This is a genomic window from Hydrogenophaga sp. PML113, assembly GCF_001777155.1.
Taxonomy (GTDB): domain Bacteria; phylum Pseudomonadota; class Gammaproteobacteria; order Burkholderiales; family Burkholderiaceae_C; genus Hydrogenophaga; species Hydrogenophaga borbori.
Map to the genome: position 1 here is coordinate 458,482 of NZ_MIYM01000003.1, position 26,448 is coordinate 484,929.

At 71.4% G+C, this 26,448-nt stretch carries 24 protein-coding genes; 12 read left to right on the plus strand and 12 right to left on the minus strand.

Annotation, left to right across the window (positions count from 1 at the left end):
- Positions 1–196 precede the first annotated feature (196 nt).
- A complete protein-coding gene (locus tag BHU06_RS08180; protein ID WP_070398649.1) occupies positions 197–1,447 on the minus strand; it encodes a site-specific integrase in 1,251 nt (416 codons plus the stop codon).
- 366 nt (positions 1,448–1,813) lie between these two features.
- On the opposite strand from BHU06_RS08180, the gene BHU06_RS08185 reads away from it, so the two are divergent.
- From BHU06_RS08185 to BHU06_RS08195, 3 genes are all read left to right on the plus strand, one after another.
- Positions 1,814–2,362, plus strand: coding sequence for a cytochrome b (locus tag BHU06_RS08185; protein WP_070398650.1), 549 nt, complete (start codon positions 1,814–1,816; stop codon positions 2,360–2,362).
- A gap of 92 nt (positions 2,363–2,454) precedes the next feature.
- Positions 2,455–2,847: a nuclear transport factor 2 family protein gene (locus BHU06_RS08190; RefSeq protein ID WP_070398651.1), complete on the plus strand. Its 393-nt coding sequence runs from the start codon at positions 2,455–2,457 to the stop codon at positions 2,845–2,847.
- Between the two features lie 94 nt (positions 2,848–2,941).
- On the plus strand, positions 2,942–3,346 hold the full coding sequence (locus BHU06_RS08195; protein ID WP_070398652.1) for a DUF4440 domain-containing protein: 405 nt from the start codon (positions 2,942–2,944) through the stop codon (positions 3,344–3,346).
- A 32-nt stretch (positions 3,347–3,378) separates the two neighbouring features.
- Here the strand turns inward: BHU06_RS08195 and BHU06_RS08200 are convergent, their stop codons facing one another.
- From BHU06_RS08200 to BHU06_RS08210, 3 genes are read right to left on the minus strand one after another with little or no spacing between them, the layout of a single operon-like run.
- Positions 3,379–4,107 (minus strand): Crp/Fnr family transcriptional regulator, encoded by a 729-nt coding sequence (locus BHU06_RS08200; protein ID WP_083293097.1) that lies wholly within the window; start codon positions 4,105–4,107, stop codon positions 3,379–3,381.
- A gap of 24 nt (positions 4,108–4,131) precedes the next feature.
- Positions 4,132–5,337, minus strand: coding sequence for a hypothetical protein (locus BHU06_RS08205; protein WP_083293099.1), 1,206 nt, complete (start codon positions 5,335–5,337; stop codon positions 4,132–4,134).
- Entirely contained in the window at positions 5,334–5,822 is a 489-nt protein-coding gene (locus tag BHU06_RS08210) for a flavin reductase family protein (RefSeq protein ID WP_070398655.1), read from the minus strand. The genes BHU06_RS08205 and BHU06_RS08210 overlap by 4 nt, the downstream gene beginning before the upstream one ends.
- Before the next feature lie 178 nt (positions 5,823–6,000).
- Between BHU06_RS08210 and BHU06_RS08215 the strand changes: the two genes are divergently transcribed.
- From BHU06_RS08215 to BHU06_RS08240, 6 genes are all read left to right on the plus strand, one after another.
- On the plus strand, positions 6,001–7,191 hold the full coding sequence (locus BHU06_RS08215; protein WP_070398656.1) for an ABC transporter substrate-binding protein: 1,191 nt from the start codon (positions 6,001–6,003) through the stop codon (positions 7,189–7,191).
- 3 nt (positions 7,192–7,194) lie between these two features.
- Positions 7,195–8,238, plus strand: a complete 1,044-nt coding sequence (locus BHU06_RS08220) for a branched-chain amino acid ABC transporter permease (protein WP_083293104.1) — start codon at positions 7,195–7,197, stop codon at positions 8,236–8,238.
- Positions 8,228–9,988 carry an ATP-binding cassette domain-containing protein gene (locus BHU06_RS08225; protein ID WP_070398657.1) on the plus strand — a complete coding sequence of 587 codons (1,761 nt, stop codon included), beginning with the start codon at positions 8,228–8,230 and terminating at the stop codon, positions 9,986–9,988. The genes BHU06_RS08220 and BHU06_RS08225 overlap by 11 nt, the downstream gene beginning before the upstream one ends.
- Positions 9,982–10,707: an ABC transporter ATP-binding protein gene (locus tag BHU06_RS08230; RefSeq protein ID WP_070398658.1), complete on the plus strand. Its 726-nt coding sequence runs from the start codon at positions 9,982–9,984 to the stop codon at positions 10,705–10,707. Before BHU06_RS08225 ends, BHU06_RS08230 begins: the two co-directional genes overlap by 7 nt.
- Positions 10,700–12,292 carry an amidohydrolase gene (locus BHU06_RS08235; RefSeq protein WP_070398659.1) on the plus strand — a complete coding sequence of 531 codons (1,593 nt, stop codon included), beginning with the start codon at positions 10,700–10,702 and terminating at the stop codon, positions 12,290–12,292. Before BHU06_RS08230 ends, BHU06_RS08235 begins: the two co-directional genes overlap by 8 nt.
- A gap of 123 nt (positions 12,293–12,415) precedes the next feature.
- Entirely contained in the window at positions 12,416–12,937 is a 522-nt protein-coding gene (locus BHU06_RS08240; RefSeq protein ID WP_070398660.1) for a GNAT family N-acetyltransferase, read from the plus strand.
- 4 nt (positions 12,938–12,941) lie between these two features.
- Here BHU06_RS08240 and BHU06_RS08245 read toward each other — a convergent pair whose 3' ends face one another.
- The 6 genes from BHU06_RS08245 to BHU06_RS08270 form a co-directional block, all read right to left on the minus strand.
- Complete coding sequence (locus BHU06_RS08245; protein ID WP_070398661.1) at positions 12,942–14,075, minus strand: ABC transporter permease; 1,134 nt, start codon at positions 14,073–14,075, stop codon at positions 12,942–12,944.
- Positions 14,072–15,256 (minus strand): ABC transporter permease, encoded by a 1,185-nt coding sequence (locus BHU06_RS08250; RefSeq protein WP_070398662.1) that lies wholly within the window; start codon positions 15,254–15,256, stop codon positions 14,072–14,074. The genes BHU06_RS08245 and BHU06_RS08250 overlap by 4 nt, the downstream gene beginning before the upstream one ends.
- Positions 15,257–15,272: 16 nt before the next feature.
- The gene (locus BHU06_RS08255; protein ID WP_070398663.1) at positions 15,273–16,250 is read right to left on the minus strand and encodes an HlyD family secretion protein; all 978 of its coding nucleotides are present in this window, start codon (positions 16,248–16,250) and stop codon (positions 15,273–15,275) included.
- A gap of 1 nt (position 16,251) precedes the next feature.
- Positions 16,252–17,700: a TolC family protein gene (locus BHU06_RS08260; RefSeq protein ID WP_254668137.1), complete on the minus strand. Its 1,449-nt coding sequence runs from the start codon at positions 17,698–17,700 to the stop codon at positions 16,252–16,254.
- Positions 17,701–17,795: 95 nt separating this feature from the next.
- Positions 17,796–18,827 (minus strand): MBL fold metallo-hydrolase, encoded by a 1,032-nt coding sequence (locus tag BHU06_RS08265; protein WP_083293109.1) that lies wholly within the window; start codon positions 18,825–18,827, stop codon positions 17,796–17,798.
- Positions 18,828–19,475: 648 nt separating this feature from the next.
- Entirely contained in the window at positions 19,476–20,429 is a 954-nt protein-coding gene (locus tag BHU06_RS08270; RefSeq protein WP_070398665.1) for a bifunctional helix-turn-helix transcriptional regulator/GNAT family N-acetyltransferase, read from the minus strand.
- 265 nt (positions 20,430–20,694) lie between these two features.
- Between BHU06_RS08270 and BHU06_RS08275 the strand changes: the two genes are divergently transcribed.
- Positions 20,695–22,905 (plus strand): TonB-dependent receptor, encoded by a 2,211-nt coding sequence (locus BHU06_RS08275; RefSeq protein ID WP_083293112.1) that lies wholly within the window; start codon positions 20,695–20,697, stop codon positions 22,903–22,905.
- Here the strand turns inward: BHU06_RS08275 and BHU06_RS08280 are convergent.
- Positions 22,895–24,109 carry a multidrug effflux MFS transporter gene (locus BHU06_RS08280; protein ID WP_070398755.1) on the minus strand — a complete coding sequence of 405 codons (1,215 nt, stop codon included), beginning with the start codon at positions 24,107–24,109 and terminating at the stop codon, positions 22,895–22,897. The two genes, BHU06_RS08275 and BHU06_RS08280, sit on opposite strands and share 11 nt — an antisense overlap.
- Before the next feature lie 52 nt (positions 24,110–24,161).
- Between BHU06_RS08280 and BHU06_RS08285 the strand changes: the two genes are divergently transcribed.
- The gene (locus BHU06_RS08285) at positions 24,162–24,530 is read left to right on the plus strand and encodes a VOC family protein (RefSeq protein WP_070398666.1); all 369 of its coding nucleotides are present in this window, start codon (positions 24,162–24,164) and stop codon (positions 24,528–24,530) included.
- Between the two features lie 50 nt (positions 24,531–24,580).
- Here BHU06_RS08285 and BHU06_RS08290 read toward each other — a convergent pair whose 3' ends face one another.
- Positions 24,581–25,174, minus strand: a complete 594-nt coding sequence (locus tag BHU06_RS08290) for a hypothetical protein (protein WP_070398667.1) — start codon at positions 25,172–25,174, stop codon at positions 24,581–24,583.
- A gap of 308 nt (positions 25,175–25,482) precedes the next feature.
- On the opposite strand from BHU06_RS08290, the gene BHU06_RS22960 reads away from it, so the two are divergent.
- Positions 25,483–26,313: an ACT domain-containing protein gene (locus BHU06_RS22960; protein WP_139147006.1), complete on the plus strand. Its 831-nt coding sequence runs from the start codon at positions 25,483–25,485 to the stop codon at positions 26,311–26,313.
- The last annotated feature ends 135 nt before the right edge of the window (positions 26,314–26,448 follow it).

Sequence of the window (26,448 nt, forward strand, 5' to 3'; positions counted from 1 at the left end):
CCCATAGGTGTGCATCAGGAGAGCATGCAGCTTGTTTGCCGCTTCATGCGCACGATCGAAGCATTCGCCCTCGCTTTGAACCGTATCATCCTTAGTAGCCATGTCGCACCTCCATCGTGCGTTGTGGTCAGGGGCTGGCTCGTGCTCCACCACTTGCCAGCCCCGACTTGTCGCCCTGCATAGGCCGCCGCAGGGCTTAGCGGATCGCAACCACCTTCCCCTCCTTCTGGGGTTTCGTCGTGCAGTACGTCGCCCACATGTCCATGAGGCGACGGCGCTTCTCGAACACGTCGGACCGCAGGTAGGCGGCTTCAGTCTTGTCGCCCACGGCGTGAGCCATTGCCCGCTCGGTGATTTCACGCGGAAAGCTCGTGCGCTCCACCGTCCAGTCTCGAAACGTCGAGCGGAAACCATGCGGCACCCCGTTGGCCTCCATGTCTTTCATGAGCTTGCTCAAGGCCATGTCGGACAGCGGCGCCAGCTTTCGTGGCGAAGGGAAGATCAGATCCGTCCCGGCCGTCTTGCCCACTTTCTCCAGCAGCTGGAGCGCAGCCGGCGACAAGGGAACCCGGTGGCTCACCCCGGCCTTCATCCGCTGCTTCGAGCCTTCGGCGTCCTCGCCAGGAATGAGCCAGGTCTTGGTCTTCAGGTCGATCTCCGACCAGCTCGCGTGGCGCACGTTGTGCGATCGGACGTTGGTCAGGATCAGGAACTCAAGTGCCCGGGCAGAGACACCGTCTTGGCCTTGCAGACGCTGGAAGAAGGCCGGCAGCTCAGGCACGGGCACCGCCTTGAAGTGCGTGCTCTTGGCGATCTTCTTGGCGGCAGGCAGCAACGTCGAGAGGTTGCCTTTCCACCTGGCAGGGTTCAATCCCGTGCGCAGGCCCATGGTGGTGGCCGAATCAAGCACCGTCTCAATCCGCCCTCTCAGGCGGCTGGCCGTCTCGGTCTTCGTGTGCCAGATCGGCTTGAGAATGCGCAGCACGTGCTCAAGGGTCACGTCTCGCACCCACAGATCCCCGATCACCGGGTAAGCGTAGTTCTCCAGTGTGCTGGACCACTGCGCCTCGTGCTTCTCGTTCTTCCAAGAACCACGGTGGGCGGCTATGTAGTCCTCGGCGCAGCTCCTGAAAGTCACATCCATGGCTCGGCTGGCTGCCAGGTCACGACGGCGGGCCTTCTTCTGGTCGATGGGGTCCACGCCGTTGCGGATCTGGTCCCGGGCTTCGATGGCCAGCAGCCGCGCCCTGGCCAGCGGCACGTCGGGAAACCCACCCAGCCCCATCTTGCGGCGCTTGTTGCCAATGACGGCCCGTAGCACCCAACTCTTGGCGCCGGAGGGGCTCACTTGTAATCCCAAACCAGCAATCCCACCGACGAAGTGAAGCCCTGGCTCCGTGAGCCGCTTCACTTCCAGCGCGCCGAGTTCCTTCGCCTTCTTTGGCATAGCAGTCTGTGCACCAAAAAACGTACCATCAGCAATGAGATTGCACGATACGTCGTGAGGTCACGCGGGTCAATAGCCCACTACGCACATAGAGGGGATCGACAGTCGTTTGAGACTTTGTGAGATGTCTCAAGACCTATACTTGGCGGACGCCCTCTCCGCCAACCATCACGCTCAGAACGACCCAGGTCGCTTCACCCAGAGCCCTGAAAGCCCCGTCAACCCTCGTGTTGCGGGGCTTTTTTGTTTCGGCACTCGAGGCCTCGCTCAGGGCGCCCGCCTCCAAGGCGGCACAGGCTTGGACTTAAGGCAGCGTAAATCCTGGGATTGAACACTGCGTGCTCCCGCGGACCAAGGACTCTCGAAATGAACTGGAAAAACACGTCGAGCCGCTACGGCACCGTTTCCATGACCCTCCACTGGTTGACGGTGCTCGTCTTGATCGGCGTCTATGCCTGCATCAACCTGACCGACCTCTTCGCCAAGGGAAGCGCACCGCGCGAAGCCTTGAAGGACGGGCATTTCATGCTCGGCCTGGCGGTGTTGGCCCTCATGGCCCCGCGCCTGTTCAACCGCATCCTGGGCAAGACCCCGGCCGTCGTGCCACCGATGCCCCGCTGGCAGCAATGGCTGGCGAGCGCCATGCACGTCACGCTGTACGTCTTTCTGGTGGCCATGCCCCTGCTCGGCTGGCTGACGCTCAGCGCCTCGGGAAAACCGATCCCGTTCTTCGGCATCCAGCTGCCAGCGCTCTTGGCGGAAAACAAGGACCTTGGCAAGCAGTTGAAAGAGGTCCACGAAGCACTCGGCACGCTGGGCTATTTCCTGGTGGGCGCGCATGCCTTTGCGGCGCTGTTCCACCACTTCATCACGCGGGACAACACGCTGATTCGAATGTGGCCGCAAAGGCGGTAGCGCCACGCCCCCGGCCGCGCCGGTATCACCCGATACAGCCGCGACCCGCGCCGCGGCCCAAGAATGGGGTTTCCTTCACTTGGGCCTTCGCCATGACACCCCTAGAACACGCCCGCGAACTGATCGAGCGCTTCATCCGCGCCGTCAACGACGGTGACGCCGACGCGGCCCAGCGCTGCCTCACGCCCGACGTCCAGTTGGTCTTTCCCGGCCCCACCCGCTTCCAGCGCGTGGCCGATTTCCTCGCCCTGAGCGGTCCGCGCTACCAGCGCGTGGCCTACACCTATGGCGCGATGGAGCTGGCGCAGAACCACCAGGGCCGCACCGTGGTCTTCGCCCAAGGCACGGTCAGCGGCGTGTTCGCCAATGGCCAGGCCTTCGATGGCGTGCGCTACATCGACCGCTTCGACATCGACAACGGCCTCATCGCCTCCAAGGAGGTCTGGTCCGACATGGCCGATCGCATGCGCCGGCTCGGCCTCTGAGCCGCGCTCGGTATCGGCCTATACAGACACGGCGGGCCGCCGTGCGCACCATGGCCCCGTGCACAAGCGGTTGCACGGATCACATGGAGATTTCATGAGCAAGCACCCCGACGCCGTCGCGGCGATCACCCAGCGCTACCAGGAGTGGATGAAGGCCATCCGCGAACGCGACCTGCAGGCCATCCTGTCCATCTACGCCGACGACGCCACCTACATGCCGCCCGGCCGGCCGCTGGCCACGGGCCGGGCCAAGCTGCAGGAGGTCTGGGGCGGCTACCTGCAGCGCAAGGACTTCGTGGCCGAGTACACGCCCACGCTGCACGTGTCGGACGCCGGTGACATGGCCTACGACATCGGCCTCTACCGCATCAGCATGGTCAAGGACGAAGGGCCGGTGAGCTTCGTCGGCAAGTACGTGGTGGTGTGGAAGAAGGTCGACGGGCAATGGCGCGCCATGCTCGACATGGACAACGACAACGGACCCGAGGCCCAGGCCTGAGTCCGCGCTGAGGGCGCGCCGGGCGCGCGCCCTCAGCGTGTGTTGGAGGCCTCGGCCCGCGTCTCGGGCCAGCCTTCGCCCGGCGGGTCACCTTCGTTGAGAACCACGAAGCGCGACCCGTTCATCGCCAGTTGGCCGCGCTGGCGCAGGCGGTTGATCACGCGCGTGACGGTCACGCGCGAGGTGCCGGTCATTCGCCCCACCTGCTCATGCGTGAGGTGCACGGTCATCTCCCGCCCCTGCGCGGTGGTGGTGCCGAAGATGCCGGCCACGCGACGCAGCAGGTGCAGCACGCGCGCCTCGGGGGGCAGCGAGAAGGCGTATTCGAGCCGGATGGCCAGCACGCGCTGCTTGATGCTCACGATGCGCAGCAGGGACAGGGCCAGCTCGGGATGGGAAGCGAAGGCCTCGCGCAGGCGCCGCGCGTCGAAGCGCAGCACCTCGGCGTCGCGCAGGGCCACCGCGGTGGAGAAGCGCGGCAGCCCGTCGAACGCCGGGGCGTCCCCGCACAGGCCGTTGGGGCCCATGACCTCGATGGTGATCTCCTGCCCGTCTTCCTCGAAGCAGGAGATGCGCACCTCGCCCGAGAGGATCAGGAAGAAGTGCGGCGACACCTCCCCCTGTCCATACAGCAGGTTGCCCTTGCGGATGCGCAGGCGGTCGGCCAGGTAGTCGTGCCGCAGCCACAGCTCCACGTCCTCGGGGGACAGGCCCCAGGTTTCTTGTCGGCGTTCGCTCATGGCGGGGGAATCTAGCTTCATGGCCGCGATCCTTCAATGCCACGCTCACAGGCGCGTGGTCGGCGGCAGTTCCAGGCCATAGAGCGTCTTGCCGTAGAGCTCGCCACCCACCTCGGCCTGCAGCAGGAAGTGGGAGGCCATGCCGTGGATGTCGCGAAAGAAGCGCTCCACCGGCCCCTGCGGCAGGATGGCCCCGCCGCAGGTGGCCACCAGCCGGCCGGCCGCCGCCACCGCCATGCGCGAGGCCAGCGCGGCGTCGGCCCGGTAGCGGGCGCGCTGTTCCTGGCCAAAGGGCTCGCCGCGCTCGGCCTGGGCGTGCATCTCGTCGATGTCGGAGACGATCAGGCGGTGCGCCATGTGGATCTGCGCCGCGCCCTGGCCCAGTTCGATCTGGTTGTGGCGGTCCTCCGACTGCGCGGTCGAGGTGGCGTTGGCGATGCGCTTGCGGCCCAGCGCGATGACGGCGTCGAGCAGGCCGAAGGCGCCGCCCACCACGCCCGCCGCGGTGCACAACGCGAACACCGCGTTGAGCGGCATGCGGTACATGGGGCCGTGGTTGCGGGCCTCGCCCGGGTACACGCCGCGCTGCGCGTCGGCCCAGGAGAGGGTGCGGTACAGCGGCACGAGGCAGTCGCTCAGGCTCACGTCCTTGCTGCCGGTGCCGCGCATGCTGGCCACCTGCCAGCTGGTGTCGTCGACCGTGAAGGCGCTGCGCGGCACCGCCGCGAGCCGCTGCTCGGGCGGGCCGCCGTCCCGCGGCACCGCCACCATCACGCACAGCCAGTCGGCCACGTCCACGCCCGAGGCGTACAGCCAGCGGCCCGACAGGCGCAGCGCATCCCCTTCGAGGCGCACCTGCACGTCGCGCCCCACCCCGCCGCTGAGCACGGGCACCACCGCGTCGCGGCCGCCGGCGAACACCTCGTCCTGAAAGCGCGGCTCGAACATACCGAGCAGCCAGGGGTGCACGCCCGCCAGACAGAGGATCCAGCCGGCCGCCGTGTCGGCGCGGGCCACTTCGCGCGCGCATTCGAACAGCGCGCGCGGGTGCATGTCCCAGCCGCCGCAGGCCGCGGGCTGCACGATGCGGAACAGGCCGATGCCGCGCATCGCGGCCATCGCCTCGTCGGACACGCGGCGCTCGGCCTCGTGCCGCGGCGCGCAGTCGCGCAGCAGCGGCGCCAGGCCACGCGCCCGCGCCACCAGTTCCTCGATCGCCGGGGCGGGTGAAGCTGTTGCGGTGCGGCTCATGCGGCGGCCCCTCCGAGTTCGTGGTACTGGCCCCGCAGGTAGACCAGCGCGCGCGCGTCGAGATCGCCGTGGCGCAGGGCGTTCACCTGTCCGACGACGATGGTGTGGTCGCCCGCGGCGTGCTGCGCCACGACCTCGCAGACCAGGGCGGCGCCGGCGTTGTCGAGCACGGGCACGCCCTGCTCCAGGGCCCAGGGGGCCTCGCAGCCGGCGTCGCCGCGGCCGGCGTAGTACTGGGACACGGCCTGGTGGCCGGCCTTGAGCACGTTGACCGAGAAGCGGCCGTGGCGCCGCAGCGGCGAAAGCCAGCGGCTTTCGTTGCGCACGCACACGAGCAGCAGCGGCGGCTCCAGGCTCACCGAGGTGACCGAGTTGGCCGTCATGGCCGCGGGCGCCTCGGCCGTGCCGCAGGCCACCACGGTGACGCCGGTGGGAAGACAAGCCATCGCGGCGCGAAACCGGCGGCTGTCGAGAGTGCTGTCCATCCTGGGGACCTCCGTTGTGATTGATGGTGGGCCGCAGTCTCGCGAGCCCGGCGCGCAGCGTCTGTATCGGTCGATACCTGCACGCCAGGGCATTCCCCTAGCGCGCTTGTATCGGCCGATACCGCGAGGAGCGCGCGCGCTGCGTACCGTCGCGGCATCCACAACGAGGAGCACTCACATGAAGCCCATCAAACGGCTGCTGGCGGCGACCCTGCTGCTGGCGGCAACCCACGCCACGACCTGGGCACAGGCCCCTGGCAAACCGACGCTGGTGATCGGCGTGGTGGCATCGGCCAGCGGGCCGGCCGCCGCGCTGGGCCTGCCCGAGAAGAAGGCGATTGAGCTGGTCGAGGAGATGGCGCGCTCGCGCGGCGACCTGCCGTTCCAGCCGCGCTTCGTCTACCTGGACGATGGCTCCGACCCCACGCGCGCCGTCAACGCGGTGCGCAAGCTGGCCAGCGAGGATGGCGCCGCGGTGGTCATCTGCTGCACCACCACGCCCGCCTCGATGGCCGTGCTGGACACCGTCAAGGCGGCCGGTGTGCTCAACATCTCCATGGCCTCGGCCGCCACCGTGGTGGAGCCCGTGGCCGAGCGCCACTGGACCTTCAAGACGCCGATGACCGACCGCATGCAGATCGCCTTCACGCTCGAGCGCCTGAAGAAAAGCGGCGCCAAGCGCATCGCCTACTTCGGGCTCGAGGACGCCTATGGCGAAGCCGGCTGGAACGAGTTGCGCAAGCTCGCCCCCGAGTACGGCCTGCAGATCGTGGCCAGCGAGCGCTTCTCCCGCGCCGACACCAACTTCACGCCGCAGGCGCTGCGCATCCGCCAGGCCGGCGCCGACGCGGTCTACCTGCACGCCATCCCGCCGTCCAGCGTGCTGGCGCACCAGGCCTTGCTGCGTGTGGGCGTGGACCGGCCCGTGTTCCACAGCGCGGGCGCGGCCAACGCCGGCTTCCTGGCCATGGCCAAGGGCTCGCTGGACGGCGCCTACGTGGTCAGCGGCGCCCTGCAGGTGCATGAGCAGCTGCCGGCGAGCCACCCGCTCAAGCAGCCGCTGCAACGCTTCGTCGAAGCCTACGCGCGCAAATTCCCCGGCGAAACGGCCGACCTGTTCGCGGGCCAGGGCTGGGACGCGGCCCACCTCGCGCTCAGCGCCCTGTCGGCCGCCACCAAGGCGGTGCCCGCGGGCGCGCCGCTGCCCGCGCTGCGCACCGCCGCGCGCGACCAGATGGAGCGCATCCGCGGCCACGCCGGCGCCAACGGCATCTTCAACCTGTCCAAGGACGACCACCTGGGCCTCGACGATGTCGGCCTGGTCATGCTGCGCGTCGACAACGGGCGCTTCAAGCTGCTGGGGGACTGAGCGGTGGCATCGCTGGACACCCTGCTGTTCCTCGGCATCGACGGGCTCACGAGCGGCGCCGTGTACGCGCTGCTCGGCCTGGGAATCGTGCTCATTTACCTGGTGACGCGCGTCATCAACATCGCCCACGGCGACTTCGCCATGCTCGCGGCCATGACGCTGGTGAGCCTGGAGCAAGGCCTGCTGCCGGGCACCAGCTACCTGCTCGGCGCGGGCGCGCTGCTGTGGGGCGCGCTCAGCGCCCTGGCGGCCCGCCGCCAGGGGGCCTGGGCCATCGCACGGCCCTGCCTGGGCGCGCTGGCCACCGCGGCCCTCGCGTTCGCGCTGCCGCTGGCCCTGGCGGCGCTGCGGGCGCCCGCGGCGCTCAACGCCGCCGCCGCCGTGCTCATGGTGTCGGCGCTCGGCCCCATGTTCCACCGCCTGGCGATCGAGCCCATTGCGCGCGCGAGCGTGCTGGTCTACATCATCGTAACCCTGGGCATGCACCTCATCCTGCAAGGCCTGGCCTTGCAGCTCTGGGGTCCGCAGGCCCACTCGGTGGCGCCCCTGCTCGACGGCAGCCTCGCCATCGGCGCGGTGGTGATCAGCCACCAGTCGCTGCTGGTGCTGGGCCTCACGGTGCTGCTGGTGGTGGCGCTCTACCTGGGCTTCAACCACACCCTGGCGGGCACGGCGCTGCGCGCCTGCGCGGTCAACCGCACGGGCGCCGACCTGTGCGGCATCGAGGTCGCGAGCGCCGGCCGCCGCGCCTTCGGCCTGGGCGCGGGCCTGGCCGCCGTGGCCGGGGTGCTGATCGCCCCCGTGGTCGGGGTGCACTACGAGATGGGCTTCCTCATCGGGCTCAAGGGCTTCGTGGGCGCCACGCTCGGCGGCCTGGTGAGCTACCCCGGCGCCATCGTCGGCGGCGTGCTGATCGGCGGCTTCGAGTCGGTGTTCTCCTACCTGAGCAGCGCCTACCGCGATGCCCTGGTGTTCCTGCTCATCATTCCCATCCTGCTGCTGCAGACCGCACGCCACAAGCGCCGGGGAGTCGTTCATGGGCATTGAGGCGCGCGGACTTCTTGTGGTCGCGGCACTGGTCGCGCTGGTGTCGGTCGCGGGCGCGGAGTTCCACGCCTCCGTGCTCGCCACCATGGGCATCTACGCCCTGCTCGGCCTGTCGCTGGTGATCCTGGCGCTCAGCGGCCAGGTCTCGCTCGGGCACGCCGCCTTCATGGGCCTGGGCGCCTACGCCAGCGCCCTGCTGGTGGCGCGCACCGGCCTGCACCCGGCCGCGGGCCTGATCGCGGGCCTGGGCGTGTCGGGCGCGGCGGCCTGGCTCATCGGCAGTGCCACCAGCAGCCTGCGCGGCCACTTCCTGGCCCTGACCACGCTGGCCTGGGGCATCGCGCTGGCCGTGTGCTTCCGCGCGGCGGCCGACTGGACCGGCGGCGCCTCGGGCCTGGCGGGCATCGCGCCCTTCACGCTGTTCGGCCAGTCGCTGAGCGCGCCCCGCCCCATGGCCCTGCTGAGCTGGGGCTGCGCGCTGCTGGTGGTCTTCGCCATCCTGCGCGTGCAGCGCTCGCGCACCGGCCGCGCGCTCGGCGCGGTGCGCCAGCAGGAGGTCATGGCCGAGAGCTTCGGCATCTCGGTCAGCGGCGTGCGCCTGTGGACCTTCGTGGTGTCGGCCATGGTGGCGGGCTGGGCCGGCGGCCTGTACGCGCACTACCTGGGCTTCATCAGCCCCTCGCCGTTCGACCTGTCGGGCTCCATCAAGGGCCTGATGATCGCCGTGGTGGGCGGCGAGCTCAGTGCCATGGGCGCGCTCGCGGGCACCGGCATCGTCGAGGGGCTGAACTGGGTGCTGCAGGCGGTGCTGCCCGCCGTGTCGTCCACGGCCAGCAGCCTGGAGCCGCTGTTCTACGGCGTGCTGATCATCGCCGTGATGCTGTTCTTTCCCGAAGGCCTCTGGACCCGGGTGGACCGCGCGCTCGCGACGCGCGCGACGCGGCCGGGCGGCGTGGCCCTGCCCTCGCGGGCCGGCGCCGCGCCCGGCGAGGCCGGCGAGCCCTTGCTCGAGGTCGAGGCGGTGGGCGTGGCCTTCGGCGGCGTGAAGGCGCTCAGCGACGTGAGCTTCCGGCTGCACCGCGGCGAGGTGCTGGGCCTCATCGGTCCCAACGGCGCGGGCAAGTCCACCTGCTTCGACGTCATCAGCGGCGTCAATGCGCGGCACGCCGGGCGCGTGCGCCTGCGCGGCGAGCCCCTGGCCCAGGCGCGCGCGGCCGGCGGCCTGGCGCGCAGCTTCCAGCACACGCGCCTGCTCGAAGACCGCACGGTGCTCGACAACGTGATGCTCGGCGCGTTCCGGCGCACCCGCAGCGGCGTGCTGGCGGCCGTGTTCGGGCGCGACGCGACAGACGAGGCCCGCGTGGCCGCCTCGGCCCGCGACTGCCTGGCGCGCGTGGGCCTGGAGGCGCACGCGCAGCGCCTGGTGGAGACCCTATCGCTCGGGGAACGCCGCCTGGTGGAGGTGGCGCGTGCGCTCATGGCCGACCCCGAGGTGCTGCTGCTGGACGAGCCGGCCGCCGGCCTGCGCCGCGCCGACCGCGAGCGCCTGGTGGTGCTCATCCGCGCCTTGCACGCGCAGGGCTGCACCATCGTGCTGGTGGAGCACGACATGGACATCGTGATGGCCCTGGCCACCCGCGTGGTGGTGCTGGACCGCGGGCGCCTGATCGCCGACGCCGCGCCGGCGGCGGTGCGGCGCGACCCGCGCGTGATCGAGGCCTACCTGGGCATGGGAGACGAGGCATGTTGAACGTCGAGGGACTGAAGGCGGGTTATGGCCGCTCCGAGGTGATCCAGAACCTGTCGCTGCGCGTGGACGCCGGCGAAGCCGTGGCCGTCATCGGCCCCAATGGCGCGGGCAAGACCACCCTGCTCAACGCGCTCATGGGCCTCAATGCGCAGGCCTCGGGCGCGCTGAGCTGGAACGGCCGCGCCCTGGGGCCTGGCACGGCGCAGCGCCTGCGCGCCGGCATGGCCCTGGTGCCCGAGCGGCGCGAGCTGTTCGGCGGCCTGTCGGTGATCGACAACCTGCGCCTGGGCGCCTACCTGCGCCGGCACCAGGCCCGCAGCGCGCTCAAGGCCGACGTGGACTTCGTGTTCGGCCTGTTTCCCGTGCTGCGGGAGCGCCAGTCGCAAATGGCGCAGACGCTGTCGGGCGGCGAGCAGCAGATGCTGGCGATCGGCCGTGCGCTGATGTCGCGCCCCCGGCTGCTGCTGCTCGACGAGCCGTCCACCGGCCTGGCGCCGCGCATCACGCTGCAGATCCTGCAGGCCCTCGATGCCCTGCGCGCGAGCCAGGGCCTGGCCGTGCTGCTGGTCGAGCAGAACGCGCGCCTGGCGCTGCGCTTCAGCGGCCGGGCCTATGTGCTCGAAATGGGCGACGTGGTGCTCGACGGCCCCTCCAGCGAGCTGGCGCGCGATCCGCGCGTGATCGACAGCTACCTCGGCAGCGGGGCCACCCATGCCTGAGGCGCGCATCCCCACCGGGCGCGTGCTGCTGCGCAACGCCCGCCTCTACCCGGACGCGTCGGGCGCGCGCGCCACGGCGCTGCTGATGGAAGGCGGCCGCGTGCGCTGGCTGGGCCAGGCCGGCGAGGCTCTGCCCCCGGCGGACGAGGTCATCGACGCGGGCGGCGCCACCGCGCTGCCCAGCTTCATCGACGCGCACGCCCACCTGTGGTGGATGGCGATGGACCGGCTGGTCTGGCAGCTGTCGGGGCCGCAGGCCCCCGCCTCCATCCCCGAGCTGCTGGACGCGCTGCGCGAGCGCGCGCGCGGGGACGGCGACTGGCTGGTGGGCCACGGCCTGTCGGAGGCCCGGCTCGCCGAGCGGCGCCTGCCCACGCGCGCCGAGATCGACCGCGCCGTGGCGGACCGGCCGGTGGTGCTGCGGCGGGTGTGCGGGCACGCGGCCGTGGCCAACACCGAGGCCCTGCGCCGCGCCGGCTACCGCGAGGACAGCCCCGACCCGCCCGGTGGCCTGCTCGAGCGCGAGGGCGGCGTGCCCAACGGCATCCTGCGCGAGGCCGCCGCGGTGCCCCTGTACCCGCTGCTGCCGCGCCCCGCCGCCGACGAACTGGCCAGCGCCCTGCACGCCGTGGCGCGGCACGCGCTGTCGCTCGGCGTGGGCACCGTGGTGGAGGCGGCCGTCGGCTTCACGGCGGGCTTCGAGGCCGAGTGGGACCTGTGGTGCCGCGTGCGCGACCAGGGCGGCTTTCCCTTGCGCATGGGCTTCATGTTCGCCATCGGCGCCACCGAGGCCGCGCTGCGCGGCCTGCGGCCCTCGCTCGACCCGCGCTGGCGCGCCGCCACGCTCAAGTGCTTCAGCGACGGCACCCTGGGCAGCCAGACCGCGGCGCTGCACCAGCCCTACTGCGCCTGCGCGCAGCGCAAGGGCCTGCTCATGGGCAGCCCGGCGGCCTTGCGCCACGGCGTGTCGGCCGCCGCGGCGGCGGGCTGGCAGGTGGCGATCCACGCCATCGGCGACCACGGCGTGGACGAGGCGCTGGACGCGCTGCGCGCGGCCGCGCCGCTGGCCGATGGCCGGCCACACCGCGTCGAACACCTCGGCCTGCTGTCCGACGGCGCGCTGGACCGGCTCGCGGCCACCGGCGCCGCGGTGGCGACCCAGCCCAGCTTCATCGGCCGCATGGGCGATGGCTTCGCGGCCGCGCTCGGGCCCGAGCGCGCCCAGCGCCTCTACCCCGCCCGCAGCCTGATCGAGCGCGGCGTGCGGCTGGTGGGCAGTTCGGACGCCCCCGCCGGCGACTTCTCGCCCTTCGCCTCCATGGCCGACGCGCGCGAGCGGCGCACGCCCTCGGGCGCGGTGCTGGGCGCCAGCGAACGCCTGGACGCGGCCGAAGCGCTGCGCAGCCACACGGAAAACGCCGCGCGGGCGATGGGCCTGTGGGACCGCATCGGCCACCTGAACGTGGGCGCCGACGCGGACCTCATCCTGGTGGACACGGACCCCTTTCAGGCCGACACCGCCGCCGTGCGGCGCACGCGGGTCCTGCGCCATCTGCTGGGAGGCCGCACGGTGTGGACCGCTTGAAGCGCCCGCCGGCCCCCAGCCGGGGGCCAAGCCGCGCCCGATAAAATGCGCGCCGGGCCTTCGGGCCCTTTCGTTTTTTTGGGGGCCCCTGCGCCCACCGGCCTTCGCGCCACGCCTTGCTTCATGCCCGCCGCGCCTGCCTGGACCATCCGCTCCCTTCTCCCCGACGACCTGAACGACCTGCTGGACCTGCAGGCCCGCTGCTTTGGCGAGGACTTCCTCGAAAGCGCCGAGGTCTACGCGCGGCGGCTGGCCAGCGACCACCAGCAGTCGCTGGGCATCGCCTGCGAGCGCACGCGCGCGCTGCGCGCCTATGCGGCGGCCTACTGGTCGGACCCCGGCAAGGTCACGCCCTTCGACGGCGACTTCCTGCCGCCGCGCGCGCACCAGCCCGTGCTCTACCTGCACGACGTGTCGGTGGCGCCCGAGTGGAGCGGGCGTGGCGCGGCGGGCGCGCTGCTCGGCGCCCTCTTCCAGCGCGCCCGCGCGCGCGGCGTGCGCCAGGCCGCGCTGGTCTCGGTGCAGGGCTCGCAAGCCTACTGGGCGCGCCACGGCTTCACGCGACGGGCCGTGACGGACCCGCAACAGCAGCGCCACCTGCTCAGCTACGGCGAGGCGGCGGCGTACATGGTCGCGCCGCTCTGAGGCCTCAGTGCCGTCCCCGGCGCACGCCCAGCGCCAGCGCGGCCAACAGACCCAGCGCCACCAGCCACAGGATCAGTGGCATCACATCGCCCAGCGAGGCGCCCATCTGGTTCAGCCGCAGCGAAGCCTGGATGCCCGCCGTGCTGGGGATCAGCCAGCGCAGCCACTGCAGCGCCGTGGGCATGGCCTCCACCGGCCACGAAAAGCCGGAGAGGAAGGCCATGGGCAGCGCCGTGAACAGCAGCACCTGCAGCGCGCGCTCGCGGTCGCCGAACCAACGCCCCAGCGCCAGGCCGCTCAGGCACACGGTGGGGATGTAGGCCAGCAGCAGCACCAGCGCGCCGCCGGGGTTGGCGCCGCGCGGGAAATCCTCGATGAAGAAGACCCAGCCGAAGTAGAACAGCCCGCTGAGCCAGCCCACGCCGCACAGCGCCAGCGCCCGGCCCGCCCAGGCCGCCGCGCCCGCGCGCAGGCGGCCCGCCTCGGCCAGGGTGCCGGCCAGCATGGCCGCGCCCATCAGCAGGGTCTGCTGCAGGATCAGCAGCGCCACGGCGGGCACCACGTAGTCGCCATAGCCTTCGGTGGGGTTGAACAGCGGCACCATCTGCAGGTTGACCGGGCTGCGGCTGGCCTGGGCCTGCAGCGCGGGCTGGCCGCGCGCCTCCAGCTTGCGGATCTCCACCCCGGCCGACACCGTGCCCACGGCCTCGGCGAAGCCGTAGAGCACGGCCTTGTTGAGCAGCGCGTAGGCGCCGTTGGCGTGCACCCCGACCACGGCCGGCGTGCCGCGCACCACGCTGCGCTTGAGCTCGCGCGGCAGCACGGCGTAGCCCTCGATCTCGCCGCGCCACAGGGCCTGGCGCGCGTCCTCCTCGTTGCCGCCAACCCAGCGCACGTCGATGCGCGGGTTGGCCGACGCGAAGCGGGTGATCTGGCGCGACAGGCCGCTGCGGTCCAGGTCGACCACCGCCACCGGCACGCGCGTGACGGCCTGGTGCGCGTAGGGCCAGGGATAGAAGAAGCCGTAGAGCACCGGCGCGCCCACCAGGATCAACAGGATGCCCGCGTCGCGCGAGAGCGCGCGCAGGGTGGCGAGCCAGTGGCCCGCCAGCTCGCGCCAGGCACCCGACGCGCTCATCGGCCCCCCCATCGGTGCGGGTAGCGGCTGCCGCCCATCAGCGGCCAGACGCAGCCGGCCAGCAAGGCCGCCGTGGCGAGCCCGAACACCGCCAGCGTGGGCGCGCTGAGCGACACGGGCGCGCCCATCTGCAGCTGCTCCATCTGCAGGCGGATGTAGTGGGTGTAGGGCAGCGCCTCGGCCCAGGCGCGCGCGCCGGCCGGCATGGACTGCAGCGGAAAGCCCACGCCGCTGAAGGCGAAGGCCGGCGCCGTGATCAGCCCGGTGGCCGACAGGGCCGTGCGCAGCGAGGCGGTGGCCGACGCCACCAGCGCGCCCAGGCCGATGGACAGCGCCAGCAGGGCCGCCAGCGCCAGCCAGACCCAGGACAGGTGCCCGGCCGGGTGCCAGCCGCGCCCCCCGGTCAACCAGAGCAGGCCCGCGCTGGCCACGCCCAGCAGCAGCAGCCAGGCCGGCGCCAGCTTGCCCAGCAAGGCGCCGGCCGTGGCCGCGGGCGACGGCGCCACGCCGAGCCAGGACCAGACCGTGCCGTCGCGCAGCTCCCGTCCCACGGCCCAGGCGCCGGCGGTCATGGCCAGGATGTGCAGCAGCGCGGGAATGAGCGCGGCGGCGAGGAACTGCTCGTAGTTCAGCGAGGGGTTGAACAGCGTGACCATGTCGGCCTTGATCGGCTCCATGGCCACGCGCACGCCGCGCGCCGGCTCGCCGCGCTTCTGGCGCGCCGCCATCTCCACGCCGGCCGACAAGGTGCCCACCACCGTGCGCACGTCGCGCTGGATCAGGCCCGAGTGCGTGCCGAGCTGCGCGTTGTGCAGCAGCGTGAGCTGGGCCGCGCGGCCCAGCTTGACCTCGCGCGAGAAGCCGCTGGGGATAAGCACCACGGCGTGCAGCTCGCCCCGGGTGAGCGCGCCGCCCGCGGCGTGCGGATCGGGCAGCTGCCGCGCCACGCGCAGGCCCGGCGTGGCGTCGAGGAAGCGCACCAGCTGGCGCGACATGGCGCTGTGGTCCTGGTCGACCACGCCGATCGGCAGCTGGGTGGGCAGCCCGGCCGAGAACAGCCACCACAGCAGCGCCACGCCCGCCAGCGGCACCCAGCTGAGCATGGCCAGGTCCCAGGGGCTGGCGCGCAGGCGCGCCCATTCGCGCGACCACGCCTGCGTGAAGGCCCGGGCGAAGCGCATGGCCTGGGCGGCTTGCCTAGCGCACCAGCACGCTCATGCCGGGCCGCGCGCCCTCGATGGGCTGCAGCGGGCGGGCCCGGACTTCGAAGGTGCGCGCGTCGAAACCCTGGCCCGCGCGCGTGGCGCGCCAGGTGGCGAAGTCGGGCAGCGCCGCGCTGTAGAAGACCTTGAAGCGCGCGCTCAGGCCGGGCAAGGCCGGCAGCGTGGCCTCGAATTCGGCGCCGATGGGAAAACGCGAGAGCCGGTCCTCGCGCACGTTGAGCACCACCCACTGGTCGTTCAGGTCGACCACGGTGACCACGGCCACACCCTGGGGCGAGAGCTCGCCGGGACGCGCCAGCACCTTGGCCACCTCGCCGGCCACCGGGCTCTGCAAGGCAGTCTCCGCGCGGGCCGCCTCCACCTCGGCCACCAGGCCCGCCACCTGGCGCGCCTGCGCGGCGGCGGCCGCCTTGTCCTCGGGCCGCGCACCGGCGCGCGCCATGTCGTACTGCGCGCGCGCGGCCATGGCCTGATCGCGCGAGGCCTTGTAGTTGGCCTCGGCCTCGTCGCGCTTCTGCGCCGCCACCAGGCCTTCGCGCGCCAGGTTCTCCACGCGGCGGAAAGAGCTCTGGGCCAGGTCGGCGGCGGCCTGGGCGCGCTGCCAGTTCAGGCGCGCCATTTCCACCTCTTCCTTGCGCGCACCGCGCTCGGCCTTCTCCGACACCGCCTGGGCGGCCTGCTGCGCGGCGGTGGCCTGGGCCAGCTTGGCCTCCACCTCGGGGCTGTCCATGCGCATCAGCGGCGTGCCCACCGCGACACGGTCGCCCTCGATCACCAGCACCTCGGCGATGCGCCCGGCGATCTTGGGCGCGATGTCGGTCTCGCGGGCCTCCATCTGGCCCTGGAAGTAGTCCGGCGGCGGCGTCGAGGCGCGCCAGAAACCGTAGGCCAGCAAGGCGATCAGCGCCGCGCCGGCGGCGGCAGCGGACAGGCGTTTCTGTTGGGGGCTCATGTCATTCCAGACGGATGTCGGCGCGCGCCATGTAGCCCGCGAATTCCTCGGACAGGCCGCAGGCTTCCAGCAGCGCGGCCAGGGCATTGACGTAGTCGTTGGCCGCCTGGGCGCGCTCGGTCGCCACCTTGGTGACGTTGGTGCGCGCGTCGATCAGGTCGAGCATGGTGCTGGTGCCTTCGCGCAGACCGGCCTCGCGCAGGCGCAGCACCTCGTCGGCCAGCTCGGCGCCCGGGGCCATGGCCATGAACTGGCGCCGCGCCTGCTCCACCGCCAGCCAGTTGCGCTCGACCAGCAGCGAGATGTCGGCCCGGGCCTGGGCGTCGGTGCGCTCGGCCTGTTCGATCTGCTGCAGCGTGGCCGCCGACAGCTTGTGGCGGTCCACCGAATCCCACAGCGTGTAGCGCACGCCGATGCCGGCCACCCAGTCGGCGTTGCCGCTCTTGAGCTCGCGCTGGCCGAAGGCGAAGACCTGGGGCTTGCGCGAGGCCTCGCCAGCGGCGTGCAGGCGCTCGGCCTCGCTCTTCTTGGCCGCCACCTTGGCCAGGCCGGGGTGGCGCTGCAGCGCGGCCGACAGGAAATGCGGCAGCGGCTCGATGGGGGCCGACAGCACGAACAGCGGGTTGCTGGGCACCACCGGGGTGTCGCTCTTGATGGTGCGCGTGAGCGCGGTGGCGGCCAGTTCGGCGTCGTCGCGCGCCTTCATGGCGTTGCGCCGCGCCTCTTCGAGCGCGCTGCGCGCCTGCAGCCGGTCCACCCGCGCGATGACGCCCGCGTCGAGCATCTTCTGCGCCGAGGCGTCGTGCAGGGCGATGGTCTGCAGCGCCGCCTCGCGCAGGCTGGCGGCGCGGGCGGCGAGCTGGGCGCCGAAGTAGCGCTGCACCAGCAGCGTGGCGAGCTCGTGGGTGGTCTTGTCGGCGTCGGCGCGCGACTCGCTGGCGCGCGCCTCCTGCATGCCGCGCACCGCGTCGGCCATGCCGCCGGCGTAGATCGGCCAGACCGCGCCGATGGCGGCGGTGGTGCCGCTGTCGTGCCGGTTGTAGGTGTAGCGCGAGGGGAATTGCGGCACCGGTACCGGAATCGGCAGGTTCTGCAGCGGGATCGGCAGGCGCTGCTCCAGCTGCGCGATGCGCTGGTTCACCGGGTCGAGGTTGACGTCCAGGTTGGCGTTGTAGGCGTAGGCGGCGCCCGACAGACTGACCACCGGCCCGCCCAGCCCCGCGAGGCCGCTGGCGCGCAGGTCCTCGCTGTCGGTGGCGGCGCGGGCCGCCGCCAGCTTGTCGGAGCGCCGCAGCAGCTGGTCCCAGGCGGCGGTGAAAGCGATGGGCGTGGCCGCCGGACCTGGCGACGGCGCGGGCGCTTGCGCCGAGGCCGCGGCCGCGAGCGCGGCCAGCCACAGGCCGCGCGAGCCGGCGCGCCAGCCCCTGCGGCCCCATGCGGTCAGGATCAAACGCATATCGAGCAACCCCGGTGTCTGCGGCCGCCGCTCGAGCGCGGCCAGGAAATGAGGCGACCGATTCTAGGCGGCGGCGCGCGCGCCGGGCCTCAGCGCCCCATGCCCTCGCGCTCCATCAGCAGGTAGGTGTTGTAGGCGTTGATGCGGTTGGCCGCCTGGAACAGCGGCAGCGATTCGAAGCGCGACCAGTCGGTGCGCGCGTAGGCGTCCTCAAAGGGCTCCAGGTTGGCCGCCGCCTCGCCCATGGCCTGGCGCAAGTGCACCAGGTAGTCGCGCGTGAGGCGCAGGTCGGCCGCCGGCTGCGAGGAGATGGCGCCGTGGCCCGGCACCAGCAGCCGGGGCTCCAGGGCCAGCAGTTGGTCCAGCGAACGGATCCAGCTGCTGCTGTCGGCCTGTCCCACGAAAGGGATGCGCCCCTGGAAGACCAGGTCGCCGGTGAACAGCACGCCCGTGCGTTCGTGCAGCACGACCAGGTCTTCCGGCGTGTGCGCGGGGCCCACCGGCTGCACGCGCAAGCGCTCGCCGCCCAGTTCGATGACGGTCGGCCCGTCGAGCCAGCGGTCGGCGGGCACCAGCTGCGTGGCCTCGTCGATCCAGGGCGCCAGCTCTTCGCGGCTGGCCTGCAGGCGCAGCCGGGCGGTGTCCGAGGCCAGGTACTCGCGCCCCTGCGTGCCGGCCACGATGCGGGCGCCCGCCGCCTTGAAGCGCTGCAGGCCGTAGATGTGGTCGGCGTGGTAGTGCGTGACGATGACGTAGCGCACCGGCAGCGGGGTGATGCGCGCGATGGCGGCCAGCAGGCCGTCGGCCAGCGCGGGCGAGCCCAGCGCGTCGATCACCACCACGCCCTCGGGCGTGACGACGAAGGCGGCGTTGGAGATGAAGTTGCGGTTGGCCGGCGAGCCCAGGGCCGCCTCGCCCTGGGCCAGCCAGGTGCCGGGCGCCACCTGCTGGACCGGCAGGGGCTGGGGCGCGGGCGTTTGCGCCAGCGCGCCGGACAGGGCCCAGGCGCCCGCCAGTGCCCCCAGGGCGGCGCGCGCCCGGCGCTTCAGCCGGGGCCAGCCGATGGGGTGGCTGGTGGCTTGCACACGGGAACGGGGGTGGGGGGCGGCCGTCTTATTCATAAGTAAATTCGAATGTAGCAGCGACGACCCCAAATGCCGAGCGGACGTTTCAGGGCTTCTGGGGCTTCTGGGGCTTCTGGCGCGATGGGCGGGCAGGCCGAGGGTTCGGGCAACGGCGGGGTGGGCTTCAATGCGCAGCCCCTCGCTGCGCGAGGGGTCCGCTGCGGTGCTCGGGTGAGCGGCCCCGCGGCGGAACTCGCTGCGTGGGCTGCGCCCACTGCGCTCAAACAGCCGCCGCGAGTCAGTTGACGAAGCGCGCTGCGCGCGCGGGCCGCCCACCCTGCGCTCCTCGCCTGCGCATAGGCGCCCACCCCGCCGTTGCCCGAACCCTCGGCCTGCAGACAGGACTGGCGCGAGAAGCGAGGTTCTTTCGTTGGTTGGCCGGCTCAGGTGCTGCACGTCAGGGCCGGGCGCAGGGCCGTGGCGGCGCCTATGCGGTGCTGAGAAGCGCAGGGCCGGCGGTGGCGCGCGCAGCGCGCTTCGTCAACTGACTCGCGGCGGCTGTCTGAGCGCAGTGGGCGAAGCCCACGCAGCGAGTTCCGCCGCGCGCCGCTGGCCCGAGCATCGCAAGGGACCCCTCGCGCAGCGAGGGGCGCCGCATCGAAGCCGCCACGGCCCTGCGCCCGGTCCTGACACCCCCGGACCGCCTCAGAGCTTCAGCTCCCAGGTCTCGCCCACCAGCGACTGCCCGAAGCCCTCGTACGGCGCCGACTTCACCCGCTTGAACCCGCGCTTGGCGTAGATCTCGCGCGCCGCCGTGAGGCAGCTGTTGGTCCACAGCACCATCTTGCGGTAACCCTTGTGCCGCGCGAAGGCCAGGCATTCGTCGGTCAGGCGCGCGCCCAGGCCCAGGCCGCGCGCGGCCGGCGTCAGCAGCAGCATGCGCAGCTGCGCCGTGCTGGCCGACTTGCGCACCACGAAGGCCGAGCCCACGCGCTCGCCGTCGAGTTCGGCGATCCAGCAGCGCTCCCAGTCGGGCTGAAACTCGCGCACGTACTTGGCCACGATGTCGGCCACCAGGGCCTCGAAGGCCATGTTCCAACCGTACTCACGCGCGTAGACCTCGCCGTGCTGCTGCACCACCCAGCCCATGTCGCCGGGTCGCGGGTCGCGCAGCACGGCCGCGCGCGTGCGCGCCGCGGCCGTGGGGCTCAGCAGCCGCTCGATGCGCGCCATCGCGTCCACCACCGCCTGCTGCTCGGCCGGCGCCAGCGGGGCCAGCAGCGCCGCGGCCTCCTCGCGCGACTTCTGCTGCATCGGCGCGAAGGCCTCGTGCCCGGCGTCGGTGAGCGTGAGCAGGCTCTGGCGCGCGTCCTTCGGGCTGGGCGCGCGGCTGAGCCAGCCCGACTGCTCGAAGCGCTTGAGGATGCGGCTGAGGTAGCCACCGTCCATGCCCAGCTCTCGCGCCAGCTCGGTGGCCACCAGGCCCGGCTGGTGCGCCAGTTCGTAGAGCACGCGCACCTCGGTCAGCGACAGATCGCCCCCCAGGTAGGGCGAGAGCACGCCCGCGCGGCGGGTGTAGAAGCGGTTGAAGCGGCGCACCGCCTTGACGGCGGCGGGGGGCACGGGGCTGAGGGCTTGGGGCGTCGACATACTTGCCATTGTCAAGTTTTTACTTGCCAATGGCAATACAAAACCAGACCCTGCGACGCTCATCGCCCGAAGGCACTGGTGACAGGAAATCACCCGTTTCCCGATCAAAACTTAAGAACAAGTTAAGAAGAATCATTTTTATTTGCAATAATCCGTAACCAGCCAGCCAAGTTCACCGTTCTCCCGTCAGCCGCGCCCGGTGCGCCGCGTGTGGGTCGGGTTGCAGCAGTAGCCAGCCAGTCCGCCAACCCAACACATCCCACAGAGGAAGCTGATGTCTCGACACCTGACCCCGCCGCCCGCGCAGCGGCGCACCCCGCCGGCTGGCCGGTTCCCCCTGCAGGCCACCGCCCTCGCCTGCGGCCTGCTGTTGCTGGGCCTGGGCCACGCCCACGCCCAGACCGCCGAGGTCTCGCTCAGCGAGGTCGTGGTCTCCGCCTCGGGCTTCGAGCAGGAACTCAAGCAGGCACCCGCCTCGATTTCGGTCGTCACGCGCCAGGAACTGGAAACGCGCCAATACCGCGACCTGGCGGAAGCCCTGGCCGGCGTTGAAGGCATCGACGTGCTCGGCGGCACGGGCAAGACCGGCGGCCTGGACATCAGCATCCGCGGCATGCCCAGCGAGTACACCCTGATCCTCATCGACGGCCGCCGCCAGAACGTGGCGGGCGACGTCACGCCCAACGGCTTCGGCGCCGCGCACACCAGCCTGATCCCGCCGGTGGCCGCCATCGAGCGCATCGAGATCATCCGCGGCCCCATGTCCACGCTCTACGGCTCCGACGCCATGGGCGGCGTGATCAACATCATCACGCGCAAAGTGGCCAAGCAATGGGGCGGCCAGCTCACGCTGGAGACCGGCATCCCGCAGGACAGCGACTGGGGCGTGCAGCAGCGCTACAACCTGTACACCAGCGGCCCCCTGGTGCAGGACCTGCTGGGCCTGGCCGTGCGCGGCAACCTCTACCGCCGCGAGGCCTCGGACTTCGTGCTCGCCCCCGGCGCCGCCCAGCCCGCCTCGGCGCGCAACCCCGCGCCCGCCGAGAGCCGCCAGCACAACGTGGGCGCGCGCCTGACGCTCACGCCCAACCGCCAGCACGAGCTCTGGCTCGACGTGGAACAGGGCCGCACCTGGTACGACAACAGCGACGGCCGCCTGGGCACGCGCGACGCCACCACCAACCTGCTCGGCAACAACCCGCCCGGCTACCAGGACGCCCTGCGCTTCAACCGCGACCAGGTGGCCGTGGGCCACACCGCACGCCTGGGCGTGGGCCTGCTCGAGTCCAGCCTGATGCACACCGAGACCGAGACCATCGGCCGCACCATCCCCGGCGGGGCCGTGCCCGCCGGCGACCCGCGCCGCGGCACGCCGCGCGAACTCAAGACCACCAACCTGGTGCTCGACAGCAAGCTCGTGGCCCCGGTGGGCGACGCGCACGTGCTGACCGTGGGCGGCCAGTGGTGGGACGCCCAGCTCACCGACGGCCTGCTGCCCGAGAAGCACGACCAGACCATGTGGGCCGTGTTCGCCGAGGACGAATGGAAACTCAGCCAGGCACTGACCGCCACGCTCGGCGCCCGCTACGACAACCACAGCGCCTTCGGTGGCCAGGTGAGCCCGCGCGCCTACCTGGTGTGGGACGCCACCCGGCACTGGACCCTCAAGGGCGGCGTCAGCAAGGGCTTCCGCGCGCCGCGCCTGAACCAGCTCATCGACGGCGTGAGCGGCGTCAGCGGCCAGGGCGCCACCATCAACATCGGCAACCCGAACCTCAAGCCCGAAACCAGCACCAGCACGGAAATCTCGGCGCTGTTCGACAGCCAGGCCGGCCTGAGCAGCGCCGTCACCCTGTTCCACAACAAGGTCAAGGACAAGATCAGCGGCGGCGGCGACTGCACGGTCAACTGGGTGTCGAGCTGCTCGGCCAACCCCAACGCCACCTACGCCATCAACGTGGACGAGGCCACCACCTACGGCCTGGAGCTGAGCAGCCGCGTCCAGATCGCCAAGGGCTGGGGCCTGAAGCTGGGCTACACCTGGACCGGCAGCGAGGTGGTCGAGGACGGCGTGAAAAACGGCCAGCTGGCCAACACCGCCCGGCACGTGGCCAACGCCCAGCTGAGCTGGGACCCGAGCGACAAGTGGAGCCTGTGGCTGCGCGGCGAGTACCGCGGCAAGAGCCCGCGCTTCAGCGGCGACCCGGCCCGCCTCACCGGCAACAACCTGGCCATCTACCAGGCCGTGGGCGACATCAAGGCCCACGCCCTCTTCCACCTGGGCGGCGCCTACAAGCTGTCGAAGAACGTGACGCTCAACGCCAACATCTACAACCTGTTCGACAAGGACTTCCGTCAGTACCGCCTGGTCAACCTCAACGGCACGCCGACCTGGGTGAACGGGTACTTCCAGGGCGGCGCCTCGGTGAGCGGCACCACGCTGCCGGGCCGCACCTTCTGGCTGTCCGCGAACATCACGTTCTGAGGGCATGGGAGCGCGAGCCCCCTGTCGATCGCGCCAGGGTCAGCCAGGTCAGGGCCACGCTGCTGAACGAACCCAGCGCCATGCCCACCACCATGGGCAGCGGCTGGCCGTTGGCGAACAGGCCCACCACCGCCATGGCCAGAGCGCCCACCAGCATCTGCAGCGTGCCCATCAGCGCCGAGGCCGTGCCCGCGATGGGGCCGTGCTCTTCCAGCGCCAGCACCGACACCGTGGGAATCACCAGGCCCATGAACGCGCTGGCGATGAAGTTCAGCGCGATCAGCACCCACAGAGCGTCACCGCCGAACAGGTAATAGGCCAGCAGCAACGCGATGGTGGAACCCGAGGCCGTGGCCGCCACCTTCACCATGGGCGCCAGGCCGAAGCGCCGCCCCAGCGTGGCCGTGAACTGCGAGGCCCCGATGAAAGCCACCGCATTGAACGAAAACGCCAGGCTGTACTGCGTGGGCGTGAGCCCGTAGTGGTTGATCAGCACGAAAGGCGAGCCCGCCAGGAACACGAAGAAGCCCGCCAGCGCGCAACTGCCGATGCCCACCAGCCCGAGGTAGTGCCAGTCGCCCAGCAGCAGACGGTAGGCGCGCAGCGCGCCGCCGACGCTGCTTTCCACCCGCTGCTCGGGCGGGCGCGTCTCGCGCAGCGTGGCCCCCACCAGCGCCAGCCCGGCCACGGCCGCCAGCGCCACCGCCCAGAACACGCCGCGCCAGCCGGCCAGCGCGATCACCCCGCTGCCGGCCAGCGGCGCCAGGATGGGCGACACGCTGAACACCAGCATCAGCAGCGACATCAGGCGCGCGGCCTCGGTGCCGGTGTGCAGGTCGCGCACCACGGCGCGCGGAATGGCCATGCCGGCCGCCGCGCCCAGGCCCTGCAGGAAGCGGAAAGCCACCAGGGTCTGGATGTCGGACGCCAGCGCGCAGCCCACGCTGGCCACCACGAACAGGCCCAGGCCGAAATACAGCGGCGGCTTGCGCCCCACCATGTCGGACACCGGCCCGTACAAGAGCTGCCCCACGCCCAGCGACAGAAAGAAAGCCGTCAGGCTGAACTGCACGGCGCCCACCTCGGCGCCCAGGGCGCTGCCGATGGCCGGCAGCGCGGGCAGGTACATGTCGATGGCGAAGGGGCCGATGGCCGACAGCAGGCCCAGGATCAGGGCCATTCGGTAATAGGAGGAAGATTGCATCGCGGCGATTTTCGCCGCGAGGCCCATGCCCCCTGACCCGCCGAGCCCATCCATGCCCGACTTCGACGTCATCGAAATGAAGCCCTTCGTGCCCGCCAAGGACTTCGAACTCTCCCAACGCTTCTACCAGGACGTGGGTTTCCGCCTGAACTGGCACAACGAACAGATGGCCTACCTGCACCACGGCAGCGCGCGCTTCCTGCTGCAGAACTTCTACGAACAGGCCTTCGCCGAGAACCTGATGCTGCACCTGCTGGTGAAAGACGTGGACGCCTGGCGCCAGCGCCTGGTGGAACGCGGCGTGGCCGAGCGCTACGGCGTGCGCATCGGCGCCGTGGAGGAACAGCCTTGGGGCATGCGGGACTTCGTATTGTTCGATCCCTGCGGGGTGTTGTGGCGCATCGGCCAGAGCACGGATTGAGGGACGCGCCCGCGCGCCCGGGGGGACGGAGCGCGCGGGATGTCAAGCGCTCAGCGAACGAAGTAGTCGTTGGCGTTGAAGTCGTTCGGGTAGCCGTCGGCGTCCACCGGTTGGCCCGGCTCGGCCACGGAGAACTGGAGCCGGCCGCCTTGCACGTCGCCGATGGTTTTCACGTTGGTCAAACCGGTCATGCGACCGTCGGGCAGCGCGGTGAGGGTGATGCCCGCCCCGCCATCGGCGCTGGCCACGGCCCCGACAAAGCGGGGAATGCCTTTGACCACGTTGTCCCGGCCGGCCCGGGTCACCGGCACCAGGCTCACGGTGAAGCGTTCCCTCACCAGGCCTTGTTTGACCGTGCAGGCGTCGTCGCTGTAGACCTGCACCGCGTAGGCGATTTCCAGCTCGTTGCTGCCTGTCTTCGTCAGCGTGACGTCGCGCACGCGGGCGGCGTAGTCCTGGTTGTAGACGAAGTCGGGCACGCAAACGTCGTGGGCGGCGTCGCGTTTCCAGACGCCTTCGAACTCCGCCAGCGACACCTTGGCTTGGTCGGCGGAGGCGGGCGCCGGGGCATCGCCGCCCCCACCGCCACAGGCGGCGAGCGACAAGCTGAAGGCGGTGGTCAACAGGGCATGGGACAACTTCATGAAAAGACTTTCTTGGTTCTCGGGCGGCGAGGCAGGACGGGACGAAGCCTCCCGGTGGCTGGCCTCGCCGGGCAGCCGCTGGGAAGGAAGACAAGGTGGAAAGGGGGCGCGTGGGGCGAGGCGTCAGCGCGGGGCTGAGGGCCTGTCACCGGGCGATGGCTTCAAGGGCCGTTGGTGGGCGGCGACGGGGCGGCCCAGGAAAAACAGCGCGAGCGATTGCATCAGCGCCCAGGCCGACCGGAAATACCGCGAGGGCGGTAATTTCGTGCACGCTTGAGGGAGACAAGCCCGCCACCCCCCGCGCCGCCATGACCGCCCCGCCCTCGCCCCTCGACCGCTTCCTGCACGCCCAGGCCCGCGACTACCCGCAGGCCCTGACCGAACTGAAGGCGGGCCAGAAGCGCACGCACTGGATCTGGTACGTGCTGCCGCAGCTGCGCGAGCTGGGCCGAAGCCAGAGGGCGCGCGAGTACGGCATCCGCGACCGCCAGGAAGCCGCCGACTACCTGGCCCACCCTGTGCTGGGCCCCCGCCTGGTGGACTGCGTCAACGCCCTGCTCGGCCACCCCGATCGCAGCGCGGTGGCGATGCTGGGCGAGGTGGACGCGATGAAGCTCCGGTCGTGTCTGACGCTGTTTGCGGCGGTGGCGCCACAGGAGCCCTGCTTCGCCCAGGCACTGGCGGTGTTCTACCAAGGCCAGCCGGACGAGCAGACCTTGCGCCTGCTGGATGCGGGTCACATGCCCGCCGAACACCACCTCCCCACCCTGCTGAAGCAGATGGCCCCCTCGGTCCACCCCGAGGTGTTCGTTTTCTGCTGCTTCTCCAACGGCCGGCTCCCCGAAGCGCTCAGCCCGGTCGGCAGCTTCCATGAACCCGAAGGCCTGACGGCCATCGTCCCGCTGCGGCAGGCGCAGGCGCTGGGCCTGGCGTTCCAGTTCGAATCGAGGATGGTGACGCTGACCATCCACTCGGCCCTGGACGCCGTGGGCTTCCTGGCCCGCATCAGCGCGGCGCTTGCGTCGCAAGGCATCGCCTGCAACGTGGTCTCGGCCTTTCACCACGACCACCTGTTCGTGCCCAGGGACAGGCTGGACGACGCGCTGCGGGCGCTGGACGAGCTATCCCGGTCCGGCTAACGCGGGGCCGAGGCGCCTCGCCGCCTGTTGCCCGGGTGCGTCACGCACGCCGGCCCGGCGTGGGATGGCACACAAGTGCGACCACTTCTTTCCCAATCCTCATGGAAATCCCTCAAGCCCTAAGGGGGAGGCTGG